Annotated in this window: 13 protein-coding genes; 7 read left to right on the forward strand and 6 right to left on the reverse strand. The window is 57.2% G+C overall.

The genetic code is table 11. The features are described from left to right. Window positions 1–69: 69 nt before the first annotated feature. The 3 genes from J3U87_RS18190 to J3U87_RS18200 all read left to right on the forward strand — a co-directional run bounded on the left by J3U87_RS18190 (window position 70) and on the right by J3U87_RS18200 (window position 4272). Window positions 70–933, forward strand: coding sequence for a universal stress protein (locus tag J3U87_RS18190; protein WP_237377205.1), 864 nt, complete (start codon window positions 70–72; stop codon window positions 931–933). A 623-nt stretch (window positions 934–1556) separates the two neighbouring features. After that, the gene (locus J3U87_RS18195; protein ID WP_237377206.1) at window positions 1557–3611 is read left to right on the forward strand and encodes a tetratricopeptide repeat protein; all 2055 of its coding nucleotides are present in this window, start codon (window positions 1557–1559) and stop codon (window positions 3609–3611) included. A 58-nt stretch (window positions 3612–3669) separates the two neighbouring features. Further along, the gene (locus J3U87_RS18200) at window positions 3670–4272 is read left to right on the forward strand and encodes a hypothetical protein (RefSeq protein WP_237377207.1); all 603 of its coding nucleotides are present in this window, start codon (window positions 3670–3672) and stop codon (window positions 4270–4272) included. A gap of 131 nt (window positions 4273–4403) precedes the next feature. On the opposite strand, the gene J3U87_RS18205 is transcribed toward J3U87_RS18200, so the two are convergent. Further along, a complete protein-coding gene (locus tag J3U87_RS18205; RefSeq protein WP_237377208.1) occupies window positions 4404–5414 on the reverse strand; it encodes a DUF1573 domain-containing protein in 1011 nt (336 codons plus the stop codon). 869 nt (window positions 5415–6283) lie between these two features. On the opposite strand from J3U87_RS18205, the gene J3U87_RS18210 reads away from it, so the two are divergent. Together J3U87_RS18210 and J3U87_RS18215 are read left to right on the forward strand one after the other, a co-directional pair. Continuing rightward, window positions 6284–7516 carry a tetratricopeptide repeat protein gene (locus J3U87_RS18210; RefSeq protein WP_237377209.1) on the forward strand — a complete coding sequence of 411 codons (1233 nt, stop codon included), beginning with the start codon at window positions 6284–6286 and terminating at the stop codon, window positions 7514–7516. A 109-nt stretch (window positions 7517–7625) separates the two neighbouring features. Next, window positions 7626–8273 carry an AAA family ATPase gene (locus J3U87_RS18215; protein WP_237377210.1) on the forward strand — a complete coding sequence of 216 codons (648 nt, stop codon included), beginning with the start codon at window positions 7626–7628 and terminating at the stop codon, window positions 8271–8273. Window positions 8274–8569: 296 nt separating this feature from the next. Here the strand turns inward: J3U87_RS18215 and J3U87_RS18220 are convergent, their stop codons facing one another. Together J3U87_RS18220 and J3U87_RS18225 are read right to left on the reverse strand one after the other, a co-directional pair. Beyond that, window positions 8570–9952 (reverse strand): thioredoxin family protein, encoded by a 1383-nt coding sequence (locus tag J3U87_RS18220; RefSeq protein ID WP_237377211.1) that lies wholly within the window; start codon window positions 9950–9952, stop codon window positions 8570–8572. A 147-nt stretch (window positions 9953–10099) separates the two neighbouring features. After that, window positions 10100–11056: an RluA family pseudouridine synthase gene (locus J3U87_RS18225; protein ID WP_237377212.1), complete on the reverse strand. Its 957-nt coding sequence runs from the start codon at window positions 11054–11056 to the stop codon at window positions 10100–10102. Between the two features lie 337 nt (window positions 11057–11393). Between J3U87_RS18225 and J3U87_RS18230 the strand changes: the two genes are divergently transcribed. Then, entirely contained in the window at window positions 11394–12086 is a 693-nt protein-coding gene (locus tag J3U87_RS18230) for an SPOR domain-containing protein (protein WP_237377213.1), read from the forward strand. 78 nt (window positions 12087–12164) lie between these two features. On the opposite strand, the gene J3U87_RS18235 is transcribed toward J3U87_RS18230, so the two are convergent. After that, a complete protein-coding gene (locus J3U87_RS18235; protein WP_237377214.1) occupies window positions 12165–12776 on the reverse strand; it encodes a hypothetical protein in 612 nt (203 codons plus the stop codon). Between the two features lie 311 nt (window positions 12777–13087). Beyond that, on the reverse strand, window positions 13088–13417 hold the full coding sequence (locus J3U87_RS18240) for a hypothetical protein (protein WP_237377215.1): 330 nt from the start codon (window positions 13415–13417) through the stop codon (window positions 13088–13090). Window positions 13418–14101: 684 nt separating this feature from the next. Between J3U87_RS18240 and radA the strand changes: the two genes are divergently transcribed. Next, window positions 14102–15445 (forward strand): DNA repair protein RadA, encoded by a 1344-nt coding sequence (gene radA, locus J3U87_RS18245; protein ID WP_237377216.1) that lies wholly within the window; start codon window positions 14102–14104, stop codon window positions 15443–15445. 122 nt (window positions 15446–15567) lie between these two features. Here radA and J3U87_RS18250 read toward each other — a convergent pair whose 3' ends face one another. Then, window positions 15568–18120, reverse strand: a complete 2553-nt coding sequence (locus J3U87_RS18250) for a serine/threonine-protein kinase (protein WP_237377217.1) — start codon at window positions 18118–18120, stop codon at window positions 15568–15570. Window positions 18121–18273 lie beyond the last annotated feature (153 nt).

Genomic DNA, 18273 nt, shown 5'->3' on the forward strand with positions numbered 1-18273 from the left:
TGAGGCGGTCTGCCGCCTCCTGCACAAATGCGGGCGGCACCGCTCGCCTGAACATGGAGGAGGATGGAAATGGAAGCTAAAAAAATTCTTCTGCCGACTGATTTTTCCCCTTGTGCCAGCGCGGCGCTGAGCACGGCCTTGTTTTACGCCGACACCCTGGGTGCCGAACTCCACATTCTGCACGCCATCGTCCGCCCCGAGCAGGAAGAATCCCTGCCGTTTCCCGATCCGGATGAATTGGAAAGGGCGATGCAGAAAGTTGCCGAAGTGGAAATGCAAAAGCTGTTGCATACCTACAAGGAACTACCGCTCGACATCGTCGAAATCACCCGTCGCGGCATCACCAATTCCGGCGTCATCCTGGACTACATTCAAAAAAACGAAATCGATATGACGGTCATGGGCACCCACGGTAGAACCGGCCTGAAACACTTCTTCCTGGGCAGTGTGGCCGAAGAAGTGGTGCGGCTCTCCGAATGTCCCGTGATCACGACCCGATGGGTGGAGGGTGCCGATCCGCTCAAAGCCGTCGATCGCATTTTGGTACCGGTGGACTTTTCCGAAATCTCCGAGAAGTCCCTGACGACCGCCGCCGATTTGGCCCGCTTCCACAGCGCCAGCGCGACCTTGGTTCACGTCCTCGAAGACTATGCCTTTCCCCAGGGTTGGGAAGCCGGCGCCGTGCTCGTGGATCAACGAGGTGCCGATCTCGAGAAACTGGCCGGCAAGTACTTCGCTCACGACCAGAAATGGGAGACGCGGGTGTTGATGGGTCCGCCGGTCCGCACCCTGCTGAACTATCTGGAGTCCTATCCGCACGACCTGTTGGTATGCGCCACCCATGGGTTCACCGGCTGGGGCCACGTTCTGCTCGGGAGCATCGCCGAACGTTTGGTGCGTCTGGCGGGTTGCCCGGTCTATACGGTGAAGTAAAAACCCACATGGGTCGGGCCGGCGAACGGTGCGGAGCGGGCGAGCTGCCCGATACCGGAGACTGCGTCGGCCCGATCGCGAAAATTCGCGGTTAGGCCCACAACGCAAAAAGCCCGTCGCTCAAACCATTGCGGTGTGACGACAGGCTTTCGGCTCCTCGTGAGAGGAGGGTGGGGATGCAATCGTATTTGGAAGGCCAAGTTAGGTGGGCCAAAGGATGGAGGGAAAAAAAGAGGTGGGAATTGAAAAGGTGGGCCAAAAGGTGGCGGTCTTGCATCCCCGTCCCGGTTGGACACGAGGCCCGACCAGGATAATGTGGCTGCATTGTAGCAGGATTGTCCTGGGAAGAAAAGCGACAAAGGGAAAATTATCTGCCCCGGTTTTATGCGTTGCGCCCAGGAGCGGCGCCGGGGGCTGGTCAAAGGTCTCGAACGGGCCCGAAAGGTTCGTGAGTGTGTATTCAGAGCCTCTTTCGAGCCGTCTCCGTGCGGGCCGAAAGGCCCTGATAGGCCCTTGAAACCAAGCGTGTTTGTCCAATTCGGCAGCTTGACATCGAAGGGGGGCTTTCCTAAACTGAGGGTGGATATCAATGGCAGCATTTTTCTCTTAGGCTGGACGGGTTTATGAGCGCAAACGTTGAGGATCTCTACCTCAAAGGGTTTATGGCGTTTACCTCCAAGGAATACGCCAAGGCCAAAGCTTTCTGGGAACAAGTACTCAAACAGGACCCCAATCACGAAAAAGCCCGCAAGGGTTTGATGGAATTGCAACAGACACTCTCCAGCAGCGGTGCTTCCCGAAGTGGCGCCTCCATGAGCGGCTCTCGAAGCGGAGCTTCCATGAGTGGTGCGCGGAGCGGCGTATCGATGAGCGGCGCCTCCCATTCCGGCACGCCCAATCCCTTGGCCGGAGAGACGAAAAAGCGCACATCCAAGGAAATATTGCAGGAAATCAAGCGCCTCTACGGTGCCAAGCAATATCTCGAAGCCCGCGGCCTGTGCGAACTACTCTTGCGCAAGCACCCCAATAACAAGGATTTGCGTGGCCTGTTCCAAAAGATCGATGCACGCTGCAAGGCTGGGGGAAAGCCTTCCGCCCCGCCCGTTCAGCAACGCAAACCCAGCGAAACCAGTTCGCCAGATCTCGAATCCACCATGTATTACACGTCCCAGGCCGAAGCCTACATGGATCAGCATGACGGCGCTGCGGCCGGCGCGCCCGAGGTGGATGTCGACAAATTGATCCAGCAAGGGGTCCAACTCTACGAAGTACAGGATTACGACCGCGCGCTCCAGGCCTGGCAGAAGGCTCTGGATGCCGACCCCGAAAACCGCATCGTCAAAGATTACATCCAGAATGTGCGGGCCATGATGGCCGAGGAATCGGGCGGCCCCGAACCGGCCCCCGAGCCGCCGGCCGCGCCTTCCGCCGACGCCGGTCTGCCTTCCAAGGAAGCGCTGCTCCAGGCCTATAACGACGGTTTGCGCCTTTACGAAGAGCGCCATTACCCACAGGCCATGGAAAAATGGAATTTCATCCTCAAATTCCACCCCAACCACCGTGAAACCCTTCAGTGCCTCGAAAAAACCAAGGCCGCCATCGGGCTTCAGGAAAAACACGCCTCCGAATTGGAGCGCGCCAAGCAGGAACTGCTCGGCGGCAATCACGAGGAAGCCGAAGACATCGTCGCGCGTTTGGCCACCGAGGTTCCCGATCTCGATGGGTTGGATGCCGTGCGCAAGTCCATCGAGAATCGCAAGCGCCAGATCAACGAAATACGCAGTCTCGAACTCGAGACCAACGAAGGCCAGGAAAAGCCCGTGGCCACCAAGACGAGCGACGAAGAGATCACCAAGTTCTTCACGCCCGACACCGGTGAGGGCACGGGTGAGGCCCGTCAGGTCACGCGCATCATTCAGACTGGGCAAGAAAAGAAACCGGTCAGCAAGTTCCTGTTGATCGGGGTGCCCATCATCTTGATCGGGATCGCCTTCGGTACCTATTTCGGCTACCGCTACGTCAACCAGATGTCGATTCCCGAGGAAAAGGACGAGGAAGTCTACATTCCCACCACCAGTGAGGTCAACTGGAACGGGGCGCGCCAGAAGTGCGAGGATTTTCTCCTGTTCGGCAAGGAATACTACGATTCGCAGAACTTCGCGTTTTCCATCCTGTCGTTCAGTCGAGTGGTCGAAGTGGCCACGCCGCGGGTTGCCGAAATCCGCTCCATCGAACTGGGCAAGCGGACCTTCGAGCTCAAAGACGAGTTGGATCGTCTGACGGAACTCATGTCCGAGGCCAAACTGGGGCTCCGCCAGTCCGAGTCCAAATTGGTGGCCGACGAATCGGTGGGTGAAAAAGAGCTCAAGCGCGCCGAGACCGATGTGCGTCGGGGCAACCTCTCCCCGGCGATCGAAACCTACAGTGCCGCGTTGACCCAAAACCTGGAAGACCCGGCCCTTCGCGAACAACTGGGTTCGATTCTCGAGCAAATGGCCTTCAAGAAGCTCGAAGAGGATCAGCCGGACGAGGCCATGACCCTGTTCAAGCAATCCACGGTGGTCAAGCCCGCCTTCGAAATGCCGCGCCGGCATATGGAAGTGATCAAGCGGTTCTTCAATGGTAAGATCACCGCGGTGGAAAAAGACCAGTGGTTCTTCTTTTTCATCAACGCTTGAGAGCCCAGCTCGGCGACACGCCCATCGTGCCTGCCGCGATGGGTGCAGGAGACAATTCGTGAAGGTCTGCTACGTTTGCGGCGCCGCTCTGGCTCCCGACGAGCCCCAGTGCGGCCAGTGTCGCACCACGCGTGAAACCCTCGCCGCGCTCCGGTCGGCTCGTGCCACCCCGAGGTTTCTGTTTGGATCGGCCAAAGCCGCCAGCCTGCCGTCTCGTGTGGAAGCCGACACGCCTTCGCGTCCCGTCGTCGAGGACAAACCCAAGAAGGCCGCACCCAAACCCAAGCCGGCCGTGGTGTTCAGCGCCGATGGCGATTCCGAACCCGATCTGGATTTGATCGTCGAGCGCGATTCGCCCCTCGACATGGTCGCCGAACCCGAGCCCGCCCGCGAGCCGCTGCTCGTGCGCGGATCGGCACATGTCGCCGACGTGGCGATGGTGCTGCTCTTCAACGCGTGGGTCCTGTTCATGATTCTTTGGCTTTCCCATAGGGATTTCTCGGACCTGGTGACGTTCAGTCTGCTGCCGATTCTCTTCGTGATGCTCAGCTTTACCTTTTTGTATTTTTGGCTGTTTCTCGGGCTTTTCAAGAAAACGCTTGGGACCATGCTGGTGGAGTACCTGCGCGACCGCAAGAGCGAACCGCCCCTGGCCTCTTGAGGCCTGTGTTGCCGCTTGCAAGTGCTTTTGCGCGGCGCAATCGGCAGTGGTTTTCGGATGACTGGGCATAAAAAAAGCGCCCTCGACGGGGCGCTTTTCGATTTGTTTCCGCGAAGTGGCGTTCGGCGGAATCACTTTTGAGGTTCGACCACACTGCCGCGAATGGGAATGACCACCCGCGCCTGGGCATCGAGATCCGTGTTCATGGTGATGGTGCCGTTGAATTTTCCGACGGGTGCCTTGTCGCTCAACGTGACTTCCAAGCGCTTTTGCTTGGCGCCGTCTTCGGCGACGGCCACATTCAGGTAATCCAGGCTTGATTTGATGTCACTCAATTTGAAGTCTTTCTCCTCGCTGGATTCGACCCGCAGATTGATTTTGCGCTCTTTGCCTTTCTTCGAGGCGAACATGAACACCGAACCCGGGGTGACCCGCAGGGGCTTTTGAATGTTGATCGTGACCGAAGCGCGCATATCCGCTTGAGATTCGGAATTGGTCTTGTAGGTGAGATACCCGCTGAGGCGCGACTTTCCTTCCGGGAACTGAGCGCCGTCAACGGTGACGATCAGTTTGACGGTTTTTTCGTCCACGCGCTGTTGATCCACGGTGACATAGGCCGGCTGGGATTTGATGTCGGAGATTTCCAGCCGATCCAGTTTGTTGGTGGAAACGGTGATTTCCTGTTTTGCCACCTGGCCGGTTTTTGCACGCGGGAAGAACAGGCTCATCGGTTTGGCCACGATGTCGGTGACCACGTTCGCCGTGATCTTGACGACGGTCTGGGCTTCGCCCCCGTTTTCGGCGACCTCGTTGGTCAGGATCGTCACCGATTTGGAAATCTTTCCGGAGAAACGGCCGGAATTGAAGGTGACCGGGATTTCGCCGGCTTCGCCGGGCTGGAAAACGGATTTTTCGGGCTTGGCCGAGGTACAGCCGCATGACGTCTTCACGTTCTTAATCTCGAGTGGCGCATCCCCCGTGTTGGTGAACTGGAACGCCGTGGATACTTTGGATCCTTTGTCGATGTCACCGAAATCATGGGACATCTTTTCCATTTGTAGCTTGGGCCCGCTCCCGTCCTGGGCGAATCCAAGAAAGGAGACGGCTGCCAGAAGGGTGATGGCCAGGAATTTCAACTTCATGGAAAAGGTACCTCCTCGTTTCCATGCAAACGCTGGGTTAAAGAATTGCAAATTTCACATTCTAGCATTTTGGTGACAAGTTGTCACCCAGGTGGCTAGAGATGTCACTAAGGTGTTGGTAGTAGAAGGTTTGTTGCCTCGACACGGTGCGCCTGAAAGAGGTCGGAGGTCGAGTGAAGCATAGGTTGGCGTAAAACCCGCAAGAAATCGTTGCGTAATCCCAAATACGAAAGGGTTCACCGACCCGTTCTCCAACTTTCTCAACAGATCCCCTCGAAAGACAAGTGATAAAACTAGCAAATCCGGTTTTTTCGTCGCCTGCGTGACCGAGCCTGCTTATCCGGCACACGCCCGCATCGCGAGGCTCATTCGGCCGCGATCCGCAGGTAGGGAATCGGATTTCCAAACAAGAAACGTATGTGAATACGGAGTCGTTCCATTTCCTTTCCATCCGACGGGTTTGTCGAATGGCGGTCCGCGGCCGACCGGCGAACCTCCACTGAACGCCAGTGTCGAACTGGAGAGCATCTCCCGAAGATTCTTTCCGGTGCGATTCCCGGCAGAATTCACCGTTCATTTGGCTGGTTCCCACGAGCGGAACCGCTAAAATGTTCTGGGACGCACGAGGTTGTCGGCGGCAGATCGGCAGAGGCCGTGAAACCGTGGTCCGGTACTCCGAGGTCCTTGTGATAACATAGCTTATTTCAAGGTGCCGTCATGGCGGGTCGGTTGGGCGAATCCACGACGCGCCGTCCATGTACTTCAATGACCGAATCGGGCTGCAGAACATCGGTCGATAAAAATGGGGGACCTATTTGACACGGCAAAACCGATCCTGCATGGGAAAGCTCTTGTGGAGCTGTGGGTGCATGACCTTGCTGTTCGTGCTGTGTGGTGCGGCCCTTGCCGTCATGACCCTGCTCTCCGTTCCTGCCGAGCCCAATTTGCAGCCGCTCGACGTTGGGGACCAGCTTGGTGCATCCGAGATCACGCCGTTTCCGCTGGCGGAGGGCGAGACCAAGCCCGTTCGGCTCACCGTGAACGTGGAAATGCTGGAATTTCGGATCGTGCCCGATGGCGAGCCGGGTCGCATTCACGTGGACGGTACCTATGATGACGCCAATTTCGAGATGAAGACCAAGGTGGATGAGAAAGCGGATTACATCGACTACCGCGTGACCTTGAAAAACAAGCGGCCCCTCACTCTTTTTTACGACGACTCCGCCACCCCGAACAACTTGGTGCTCCACTTGCCGAAAAACATGCCGATCGACCTGGACGTGAAGATGAAAATGGGTGACGGCCGGTTCGATTTGTCCGGTGTGCCCTTGACCAATGCCGACTTCGATCTCAACATGGGCTTTTTCGAGCTGGGGATGAATCAGGTCAACCCTATCGAAGCCAAGGCCCTGAAACTCGATATGAGCATGGGTGAGCTGCGTCTGGAAGACATCCAGAATTTCAATTTCGAAGAAACCGACCTCTCGCTTACCATGGGCGAGGGTCGCATCCTCAACAGCGGGCCCTTTCCGCGGGATGTGCGTGCCAAGTTGGATGTCACCATGGGTGCGGTTTATTTTCAAACACCGGAAAAGGGCGGCGTGAAAGCCAAGATTCGCGCCAACATGGGGGAATACGAGGGGCCCCGTTTGCTTGAGGCCGAAGCGGGCGCAACCTCGATGCGGCTCGAAGGAAAGGTCACCATGGGGCACTTGGTCGTGGAGCAGGGCTCCGAGCGGCGTCTTGTGACCGATATTCTCAAGAAGGTGGCCTTCGAGGAGGGGGCCACCGCGGCCATCGAAACCTTCCGCGAGCTCGAAGCGGATCAGGCCAGCCACATCAATTTCGCGCCGTTCGCCCTCGAACGGCTCGGGTACGAGCTGATGCAGCGCGACAGGGTGCTCGAGGCGATCGAGATCCTCAGTTTCAACATCGAACGGTATCCCGATTATCCCGGCACTTACAAAGCGTTGGCCGAGGCTTACGCCCACAATGGTCAGATCGACGAAGCGATCGAGGCCTTGGAAGCCGGTTTGCGCGTGAACCCCGATTCCGTGAGTGCCAAGCGGTTGTTGAAAAGGTTGCGCCACCGGCAGGAATAGCGCCTCGCGCAGGGTCACTCCTGAAGTCGCGTGACCTGATTGTCCCGGTTGCCCGTCGGTCACACCTGCGTTTTACGTTTCTTCAATTTCGCTCGAGAAAGGGATTCCCATGACATCTGCATCGAATCCGGTATCGCCCGCCTCTCGCAATTCTCAGCCCTATCGCATCGTCCTCACTGGTGGCCCCGGTGGTGGTAAGACGACCGCGGCCGATCTTTTTCGCCGCGAAATCGGCGATTCGGTGGTCGTGGTTCCCGAAGCGGCCACCATGCTGTTCTCGGGCGGGTTTCCCCGTGCCGAATCCGAGGATGGATTGGCTGCCGTGCAACATGCCATCTACCACGTGCAAAGAAACCTGGAAGATGTTCAGGCCGCGCGGTATCCGGATCGAATCCTGTTGTGTGACCGCGGCACGGTCGACGGTGCCGCCTATTGGCCGGGTGGCGGCGAGGCCTTTTTCGAATCCCTGGGAACCAGTTTGGAAGAAGAGCTGGAGCGCTACGATGCGGTTTTGTTCTTCGAGACGGCCGCGGCGGGACAAATTTCTATCGAAGGTGGCAACCCCATACGGACCGAATCCCTTTCAGAGGCCCTTTCACTGGATCAGCACCTTCGTCGGCTGTGGTCGCAGCATCCCCATTTTCACCTGGTTCGTCACGCCAATTCTTTTTTCAAGAAAATCACCTTCGGATTGGCTCATTTGGAAAGTCTGGTCGGCCAGTTTCAGGACGGCAACGGAACCGACGTCCAGAGCTGACCCGATTCGACATCGCTGTAGCGAGCATTTGAACCGGTCGAACAAGCCAGGTTTGCCCTTGTGACGAGCGGGCTGTGCGGGTTCGGGCCTGGACCCATCCAGAATGGGATGGATCGCGGTTGTCGAGTTCGTCGGTTTGGGTGGGCGCGGCAGCAGGCCCCAGATTTCAGCAAGGGTATCGCTTCGAGGCGATTGGCTGAAACCTGATCGCTGACTGCCGATGCCGGATCGCATTGGGGCCCCGGTCCATTCCGACGAACGAGTTCAAGAATGTCCTGTTCCCGAATGGGTACCGGTTACATGCGTTCGATTTGTTGGAGGCTCCGCATCAGTTGATCGCGTCCGCGGCCTTCCTCGAAATGAAACAGGCTTTCCTGAATGAGATCGATGGCCGTGTCCTTTTCGCCCATGGCAAAGAGCAGAAACGCGAAGATCTCCACCGCATTGGCGTTGCGGCCATCGGTTTTCTCATAGGCGATTTGTGCGTATCCCAGGTTCTCCTGAGTGGGTTTGCCGCTGAGGTACCCCGCTCTGGCGAGGAGCAGATGAAGGTAACCTGGCTGATTGGGGAGCTCGATGCTCAAGATCCGGTTGGCCAGGGCGGTGGCTTCGGCCGCCTTCTCCAAGCCAACATAGACTTGGTAATACTGGGAGAGTCTGGAGAGCATCACCTGCTTTTCGCGGTCTACGCGATTGCGGCGGTTCGAAGGTGCCTTTTCCAGTTGTTGGTACCGTGAAAAAAGTTCCTCGATGCGCGCGTTTAGGTTTCCGTATGCCAACAACTCCCGGTAGCGACCATTTTTCATGAGTTGATCGAAGACAAAGGGTTCCAATGCAGTCAGGGCCGCCTTGTTATCCAGCTTCACCAAATCGTCGAACAGGGCCAGCGTCTTTTCGTTTTCCCGGAACAGGCTCGAAATGTACCCGTAATCCATGGCGCGTTGGGGATCGACGGCCGCGCTGCTGCGCAGATCTTGGCCCAGCCGCTTGCGCAACTCCCGCAGGCTTTCGACCGCGGGCATGTGTTCCTGACCCAGTTGGGCCATGAGCATCAACACTCCCGATGCCCTCTCGTCGGAGGGGCCCACTTTGGCCAAATCCACGTAAAGCTGTTGATATCCTTTCAACGCCTCGTCGAATTGTCGCAGGCGATGAAGCTCTTTCGCGTATTCCAGCCGAGCGTCGATGTCCTTGGGATCGGCCTTGGCCAGTGCCGAGATGATGCCTTTCGCCCCGGTCTCACCCTTCAATACCCGTTCCCCCAAGGCCAGCAGGGCTTCGGCATCCCGAAAGCCGACCGCCGTTTCCAGGATTTCTCCCTTTGCGTCGAGGAACATGAGCGTGGGGTAGGAATTGGCGCCGTATTTGGTCGCCACCTTTTTGTTGCGGTCGCAGTCCACTTTGATCGCCACCGCGTTTTTCTTCATCCAATCGATCAGCTTGGCGTCTTTGAAGGTGTTGCGGTCCATCATTTTGCAGGGGCCACACCAGGTGGTGAAGAAATCGATGAACACGACCTTTTTCTCCTGCCCGGCCTTTTCCAAGGCTTTTTCGAGGCTCAAATCCTCGAAGAACGAGCCTCCGGCGAGCAGTGCGGGGGTCGCCAAGACCCACAGTCCCACGGCCATCGCCGTGACTGTCCGTGCTCCGAATGTTGTGGCGGTTAATTTGCCCGTCATCGATTCCCTCCCTTTTGAGGCCTGCCTTCAGGCTCATCCATACCGCGTGGTGATCGCGGCAGCCACATTATACCCGAATCCCCGGAATGACCTCGCCCATCCACGTTTGGCGTTGGTCTCCATGGGGTTAATGCTGGAACGCGATCATCACGAAATCTGTATGTCGCCGTCGATGGATGCGATACCTCGTTGCCAAGAGTGGGCGACGTCGCGCTCGGAGTGCAAGACCAGCCGGCAACCTTTGCGATCTTGCAGGATCAGGCCGCGATTGTGGAGCGCTTGAGCCGGCAGTTTCCATTCGTTTAAATAGAGTTTCGTGTCTTTGGTCTCCAGCCACTTCAAAAAGAGGCCGGGGTTGGATCCGTATTTTTTGTCGCCGACGATCGGGTGACCGACCGCCGCCAGGTGGGCCCTGATTTGGTGGGTTCGACCTGAAAGCGGCCTGAGTGACACGAATGAGTAGGTTCCCCAATGGTGGCGGTCCAGGATCTCCGTTCGCGCGGGTTTGCCTTGCGGGTGTGGAACGAATTTGGAATGGATCAGCGTGTCGCGGTCGAGTGCGATGTCTACGAGATGCAGATCTTTCGGGATCCGGCCGAATACCAGGGCCTCGTAGCGCTTTTCTACCGTTTGCCGTTGAAACTGGCTCTGGAACCAACCGCGGGCTTCGACGCGCTTGGCAAAGGCGATCAGACCCGATGTTTCCAGGTCCAGGCGATGGATCGGTGCCAGATCGGGGTTCGCGAACTCGTTTCGCAGGAGGTGGAGCAGGGAATGCGTCAGAAAGGGACCGGTCGGCGTGATGGGAATACCGGCGGGTTTGTCGACGACCAGAACGTCCGCGTCTTCGAAGACGATGGGGAAATCGCGCGGAACTTCGGGCTCGTGCCATGGTGGACGCATCAGTTCCAGCTTGTCGCCCGATTGTAGAATCGTCTCGGCCGGTGCCGGCTCTCCGTTGACGTGGAAACGCCGTTCCGCGAGGTAACCGCAGACATCGTGGCCACGGAATATGGGGGCATGACGCGCCACATAGTCGGCAAGGGACCGATTCATGTCGGTCGGTTTCAAGGGAAGCACGACCCGTTGACCCTGATTGAGCATGGTATGACAACCTGGACGGTGTAGCGGTTTGACACATGGCTCGGAGAGGTCCGAAGCCGGTGCGTCACGTTGCCCCGGCGGCTCCGCGGGATTTGACCCTACCGTCCCCATTCTTGGGCTCGGCTCGAGAAGACGGCCTCCCAGATGTTTGTCACCCCGGTTGATCGTCGAGCCCTGGTTTCGGGGATCCTTGGGTCGACCGAGTTTTTTCCAGGTGTGGAGACCATCGGGCGACCATTGGGCGAACCCGCCGCAAAAGCCTGCCGAGCCGTGCCGCGACCTGGGTTAGAATAAACCCTTTCTGCCGTCGATGCACGAAACGAATGCGGAGGTTTGCATGCGGGGCAATCAAGATGGCGTATATGTACCGCGTCGTCTCGTCTTCATCCTGATCGGCGTCTTTGTCCTCATCAACATTTTCTTTTTGTTGATGGGGATCCTGATCGGTAAGGACGATTTGAAGTGGAACGAGCGGGCCAATCCCGATGAATACGCCGCGGCCTTGGTGCGTGAGCAACCTGGAAACGAGGCGGTCGAAAAGGAGCTCGCCGTGTTCGACGACGAACCGTCCCTGCTCATGGAAGAGGAAAATCGCGATCTGGAGCCCGATTACCTGGATGATCAGGCGGTCGAAGAATTGCGCGAAGCACGCCTGGCCGAGCCGCCCAAGCCCGTGACCGATCCCGTCCGTCCACCCGTTCGGGTGGCTGAACGGGAAGAGCCGCGCAGCGAACAATCCCGCGCCGCGCCGCCCAAGGCCACAGCGCCGCGCAGGTCGGAAGCGCCGGCACCGTCACCCGAATCCCTGAGTTCCGGTTTTTGGGTTCAGGTTCTGGCCGGCAGTGAACGCGATAAGGTCGAATCATTTCGTCAAAAAGTGTCCGGTCGGGGCTATAGTGCTTCGATGGTCAGCGAGGGCGGCATGTTCAAGGTCCAGGTGGGTCCCTATCGCAGTCGAGAGGCGGCCGTTTCCGCCTCCGAGAAATTGACGCGTATCTTTGGTGTCAGCACCTGGATTCGACAACGCTGAGGGAGACCCGGGTTCTCACTTTTTCATGGGCATTTGTGGGAACTTCGGCCGGAGCTTTCCGTCCGGCCGGGAGTGCTGTCATGGGTAGCTGTTGAGGAAGCCGTCACTCAGGAGCATTTTGGCGACGCGATACTTGGCCCGATTCAGGGCTCTTTTGCGTTGGCCGCGATTGGCCTCCCGGGCGCGGGCTTTGGAAGCGTGTTTCCGAATACGATCGAAGTTCTTGGAGATCAAAAAGTCTTTCAGGGTCTGTATCTGGGTGCTGTTGAGCAAATCCTCCATGCCCAATGTCGCCAGCCGCATTTTCAACCGTTTTTCCTTGCGTATTTGTCGTACCGCTTTTCTGGTTTCCTTAAGCTTGTCCTTGTCGGTCTGGGTTAGTTCACCACCGTTTTCCAGATGGCCGCGAATACGCGCCGCTTCCACTTCCACGGCTTGGCGAGCGGCGTCGAGGCGGGGTTGGATCTCGGCGTTCACCGCGTCGACTTTGGCCCGGTACTCGCGAAGCTGGGTGATCTGGCCATCGTCCAGGTTGAGGACCGCTGCCAAATCTCCTGCGATTCGGTTGCGTTCCCAGTCGCGGATATAGCGGAGGTCGTCCATGGGTTGATGGGTGTCGGCCATGGCCAGGATCGGCTGGCAGATGGTGGCCATGAGCAACGTTAACAAGGGTAACATTTTGCCGTTCATGGTGTTATATATCTCCTGTCTCGTTCGGTGTAGGCAATTGCCGGTCACTTTCAGAGACCGAAAGAGGCCCGGTTCGGTTTACCGGGAAGCAGGGATCCGAGTTGTGTGCTCGTCCAAACGGCTGGACATTTGCTGGGCCTACATCGGACCCTGAATCAAAACGCAGGATGGACAGAAGCGAATCAACGCTCGTCTGAAACAGGGATGCCTGGAGGCTTAAGCCTCAGGTGTTGTCCAAGGATCGATCTAAGTGATTCCCTGCAAATCACGTTCATTTCCAGAAGAGAGGATGGCGGGTCGTCGAATGCCGCTCACTGATTTTTGAATAATTCCTTCTTCAGCTCGGGAGGCGCCAGACTCTCGGCCAGGTTGGTGAAGCCCAACGCGATCATGTCGGTCAAAACCTTTTTCTGGAGGTTGATGTCGCCCTGTTCTTCGGCTTCCTTGTACCACTTGCGCAGAATATCGCCGAGCCGGCCTTCCCAACGGCGATGATCCCGGTAATCCGGCGAGAGGAGTTTTTGGACGATGTATTGAATCGCGTTGGGATAGTCGCCGGTACGTTCCGAAGATTCGGCCAGATCCGCGTAATGGTCGTATTCCAAGTTCTTGATTTCCACGTCGTCGGGGTGCTTGTTCAAGTATTCTCTGACTTCTTTTCGGAAATCGTGAAACTGCTTGTTTTGATACAGGAATTCGATATAGTTGCGGTGAATCTTCGGCGAATTCGAACTTTGAACATATTCTCGGTATTTGGCTTTTGCCTCGCGGATGTTTTTATCCGCGATGAGCTTATTGATTTCCACCATGGGATTGGCTTGCTGGCAGGCCGCGAGACAGAGTAAGCATACCCAACCCAAAACCCGGAATATCTTCAAAGCGATCTCCTCTTGTGCCTTAATGGACTTTGCGTCACGAAATTCGGTGTCCCATTATACTTGAAAAAATCCTTGAGAACCAAACGCATCCGTGAATTGGCCATTCGAACGCTTTGATTTCCATCCAGGATTACCGAGTGATCGCCGGTTGCGATTCTATCTCGGCAAATCCGCCCTCGTTTGATTCATTCCCGAAACGGCCGTTATTGAATGGTGTCTCTTCAACCGGGTTGGTATTCCTTGCGACATTTACTCCGTCTTTGGCCCGGTTTCAGCTAATCGACTGAAAAAAATATCTTTGCCGAGACCTGGCGTCCCACGTTCGGAAAGGAGCCCTTCTGCCAGGCCGCTTTGGTAGGTTCTCGGTGGGTGCAATGTTGGGGCACTCACTTGCGTGGAACGACGATGGGCGGTTATGATCCGCCTATTTCCTGGGGAGCCTTTACGGTGGCCAAGTCCAAAGCCTTTTATGTCTGTGAGTCCTGCGCCTATCAAACGCCAAAGTGGTTGGGTCAATGCCCGGCCTGTGGAACTTGGGGGAGTCTGAATCTCACCAATGGCACCACGCGCAAAGCGGCCCCTCCCGGCGAAGCGCCCAAGATGACGCGCTATGCCAATGTGGCCGTGGAATCAGCGGCCCGGTACACCAGTGGATCCAACGAGTTGGATCGAGTTCTCGGTGGCGGATTGGTGCCCGGCTCGCTCCTGCTGATCGGTGGCGATCCCGGCATCGGCAAGTCGACCTTGATGTTGCAGGTCGCCGGACATCTTCAATCGCTGGGGAAGAAAGTCATCTACATTTCCGGGGAAGAGTCCCTGTCTCAAATCAAGATGCGAGGCGAACGCCTCGGATTGAGCGCCGACGATCTCATGCTCCTGGCCGAGACCTCCTATGAAATGGTGGAGCAGGCCCTGGAGAGCGACAGTTTCGACGTGGCCCTGGTCGATAGTATTCAAACCATTTGTTCGGCGAACATTCCCTCCGCGGCGGGCAGTGTGACTCAGGTTCGAGAGGTGACCACCAAGTTGCTCCATATCGCCAAGACGCGCGGGACCACCATTTTTCTGGTTGGGCATATCACCAAGGAAGGTGCGATTGCAGGTCCCAAAACCTTGGAGCACATGGTCGACGGCGTGTTTTATTTCGAGGGCGACAAGTACCACAGCCTGCGTCTGATTCGTTCCCAGAAGAACCGATTCGGACCAGCCCAGGAGCTGGGCATCTTCCAGATGGAATCCACCGGGCTCAAGGAAGTGCCCAATCCGAGCAAGGTCCTTCTGGAGCAGCGGCCCGAAGCCAGCGCCGGCAGTGTGGTGGTGCCCACGGTCGAGGGATCGCGACCGCTGATGGTCGAGGTTCAGGTGTTGTTGAGCAACTCCACCTACGCATCTCCCCGCCGCGTCACCATGGGCGTCGACAGCAATCGTTTGGCGTTGATCATGGCGGTGCTGGAAAAGAAGGCGGGCCTGCAACTGCAGGGGCTTGACGTTTTCGTGAACGTGGTGGGCGGGATCGCGATCCAGGAGCCGGCGATCGATCTGGGTTTGGCCCTGGCGATCTATTCCTCTTTCCGAAACCTCAATTTGGGATCCGATATAGCCGTATTCGGTGAACTTGGCCTGGCCGGGGAAGTGCGTTCCGTGAGCCAGGCAGGGTTGCGCATGAAAGAGTGCGTCAACCTTGGATTCAAACGGGTTGTGGGCCCCAAAGGAAATGCCGGAGATGCGCTGGACGAGCTCGAGGTGCGCGGCGTGACCAGTCTCGTCGATGCCTTGGAATATGTCCTTTGAGGTTGAGCCCCCGCTGAGTCCGCATCAGTTCGGCGTGCGGTAGCCGTTTCGCGAACTCGGGATTTCCGATGTGACGGTGGAACATGGTCGCCCCGCACCCATTCGAGTGATAGCGGCGGTTTTCAGGACCGCTCCGAGACACGGGATTTCGTGGCTGCATGCTTGTCGGCTTCTTTCAGGAGTGTCTCCCACTCCGTTTTCCAGGCCTGGCCAGCCTGAGTCTTGGCGCGCCGCAGCGCCTGGACCGCTTCGCCGTGGCGGCCCAATGCGACCAGGGACTGCCCCCGCACGATCCAGGTTTGGAAATGGTCTTTGACATAGGAATCGAGCGCCTGGGCCTGATCGATGAAGGATAGGGCCTTCTCCGCTTCCTTTCGTTCCAGTGCCACTTCGGCAAGACTGGCGTAGGCCAGCGCCTGGGTTTCCTGATCTCCCAATTCTTTTGTGAGGCCCAGCAGGGCTTCGTATTCCGATTCGGCTTGGTTCAATTGTCCCCTGGTGAGCCAAACCTTGCCCAGATTGAGGCGGATGATCAACTCATTGCGGCGATCACCGGCCGCTTGCGTGATTTCCAGGGCTTGGCTCAAGTATTCCTGCGCTTTGACCAGATCTCCCTTTTCCATGGATGTCAGACCCAGGTTTCCCAGTGTCAGGGTTTCGAAGTTGGTCTCGCCGATGTTCGAGAACAGGACCCTGGCTTCCAAAAAGTGGGTTTCGGCCTCCTCGTAGAAACCATTCGCCATGGCAACCAGACCCATGAAGTTGGCGGTACGGGCCAGGTCGATCATGTTTCCGCCTTCTTTTTGAAGCTGCCATGCGTTTTTAAAAAACTTGGCCGCCTGGTCCATGTTGCCCCGCGAATAATTGGAATGGCCCATGTAGTAGTATCCGCGCCCCAAGCCGCGAGCGTTGTTCTCTTTTCGGAAGAGATCCAGGGCTTCCAGAAACAGAATGTCCGCGCGGTTGTAATCACCGTTGGCGTTGGCGATCTTTCCCAACTGCCAGAGGCTTTGACCGACCAATTCGGTGTCTTCGGCTTTACGTGCACCTTCCAGGGTTTCCTGGTTCAAGGTTCGTGCATTTTGGTAGTCGCCCAGTCGGTAGGCGATTTTGGCGGCGTAATGGCGGGCCCACAAAAAGCTGGGATCTCGCTGCAGGCAAATCTGAAAGTAAGGTTGGGCCGGCTTTGGACCCTCGGTCAAAAAAATGTGCAACCCCACCGCGTAGACCGAGTTGACGAATTTGTCGTGGGATAGAATGCCTGGACGGGCCTTTTCCTTGGTATCTACCTGGAAGCGATGCGCCAATCGCGTGCTGAGCATTTCACTCATGGCGACCAGGTCGTTTCCACGCAAAAGTTCTTCTCCCAACAACTTGGTTTTCTTGTAAAAGCTCGCGTGGATCAGGAAGCCGGGATCCTTGCGGCTGATGCGACCCGTCACTAAAAGATCGGTGCCCAGCAATTCGGTGATTCGGTTCAAATCGTTCGTTGCCATCTTGCCATTCTGCTGGCCGGCGGTTGTTTTCTTGATGTCGGCGATCGAAATCGTGTCCACCGAGACTTGGCGCTGCAGGTTCTGTCGTACGATTTCGGGCATGCCCAATGGAACCCACGCGAATTCTTCTTCGCTCAAATCGCATTGAAAGGGCAGGATCGCAACCCGGGGTTGTTCGTCTTCCATGGAGAGCACTGCCGGCGATCGGTGGAACAGCGCCGCGAACAGGGCGACACACAGAATCAGCAAGGTCACCGCCACGGTCCAGAGATAGCGCCGTCGCATCCGCTGAGGCTTCTGGACGAAATCCCGAAACCGCGTTGCGCATTGGGCCGCGTTCGGTCTTTTTTCCGGGGCGACATCGGTCAGCTCCTCGATCAAGCGCCGAAGCTGGACATTCAGGTGAGGTGCCGTCTCGTGAATCGCCCGAGTATCCGCGCGCCCGACCTTCAGGATTTTCGTTGGGAGTGAAGTGCTTGGGGAATAGGCTCGCTGTGCACTGAGCAATTCTTGGGCAAGAATGCCGAAGGCGTACATGTCGCTCGCCGAATCGGCCACTTCGCCACGCGCTTGCTCCGGTGACATGTAGTCCAGGGTGCCCACCAGACTGCCGGCAGTGGTGTGGCTCCCACTGCCGAGATCGTGGGACGAACCGTTGGAGATGTTGGAGACGGCAGGTTTGGCGGGTTTGTCGGTTCGAGGTTCGCTTTCCAGTTCGTGACAGGCCAATCCGAAATCGAGAATTTTAATGCGCCCGTCGTTTTGAAGCATCAAGTTGTCCGGCTTCAGATCGCGGTGGACGATTTGAGCGCCATGGGCGGCAGCAAGGATGTCGGCCACCTGGATCAGGTAGTCGAGTTTGGTCGGGAAATCGATGGAGGAAGCTTTTACCTGTTTGAAGGTAACGCCCTCGATGTACTCCAGCACCAATAAATCGGCGTTGGGGTTTTCGATGTAGTCGTAGATTCGACAAATGCCCGGGTGATCCAGTTTCGATAGGGTTCGTGCCTCTCTGAGGAAACGCGCCTTGGCTTCCGTGTCGAATCGTCGTTCCTGGCGAATGAGTTTGAGGGCGACGAGCCGGCTCAAGATCAGGTCGTAACCGAGCAAGACCTCGCCCATGCCGCCCTTGCCGATTTGTTCTCTTATCTCAAAGCGGCCGATTTGCCGTGGAATCATGGAGAGCCCCTTCCTGAAGTAAGTGCTGACAGGCAGACTTCGGATTTCGGGAAAAACGTGAAAAACGAAATGAGGAGACACGCCTTCCTGGTGGAGGCGAGTTCGGCGTTCAGCAGAAACAGGTACCGGCATGCCACCAGGTCGTGCGGTACG

The organism is Sulfidibacter corallicola (genome assembly GCF_017498545.1).
Taxonomy (GTDB): domain Bacteria; phylum Acidobacteriota; class Holophagae; order Acanthopleuribacterales; family Acanthopleuribacteraceae; genus Sulfidibacter; species Sulfidibacter corallicola.

What these genes read in the sequence shown, in the direction of transcription:
- J3U87_RS18190 (WP_237377205.1), top strand. Translation starts at nt 70, where the DNA reads ATGGAAGCTAAAAAAATTCTTCTGCCGACTGATTTTTCCCCTTGTGCC.
- J3U87_RS18195 (WP_237377206.1), top strand. Translation starts at nt 1,557, where the DNA reads ATGAGCGCAAACGTTGAGGATCTCTACCTCAAAGGGTTTATGGCGTTT.
- J3U87_RS18205 (WP_237377208.1), bottom strand. Translation starts at nt 5,414, where the DNA reads ATGAAGTTGAAATTCCTGGCCATCACCCTTCTGGCAGCCGTCTCCTTT.
- J3U87_RS18210 (WP_237377209.1), top strand. Translation starts at nt 6,284, where the DNA reads ATGACCTTGCTGTTCGTGCTGTGTGGTGCGGCCCTTGCCGTCATGACC.
- J3U87_RS18215 (WP_237377210.1), top strand. Translation starts at nt 7,626, where the DNA reads ATGACATCTGCATCGAATCCGGTATCGCCCGCCTCTCGCAATTCTCAG.
- J3U87_RS18220 (WP_237377211.1), bottom strand. Translation starts at nt 9,952, where the DNA reads ATGACGGGCAAATTAACCGCCACAACATTCGGAGCACGGACAGTCACG.
- J3U87_RS18225 (WP_237377212.1), bottom strand. Translation starts at nt 11,056, where the DNA reads ATGCTCAATCAGGGTCAACGGGTCGTGCTTCCCTTGAAACCGACCGAC.
- J3U87_RS18230 (WP_237377213.1), top strand. Translation starts at nt 11,394, where the DNA reads ATGCGGGGCAATCAAGATGGCGTATATGTACCGCGTCGTCTCGTCTTC.
- J3U87_RS18235 (WP_237377214.1), bottom strand. Translation starts at nt 12,776, where the DNA reads ATGAACGGCAAAATGTTACCCTTGTTAACGTTGCTCATGGCCACCATC.
- J3U87_RS18250 (WP_237377217.1), bottom strand. Translation starts at nt 18,120, where the DNA reads ATGATTCCACGGCAAATCGGCCGCTTTGAGATAAGAGAACAAATCGGC.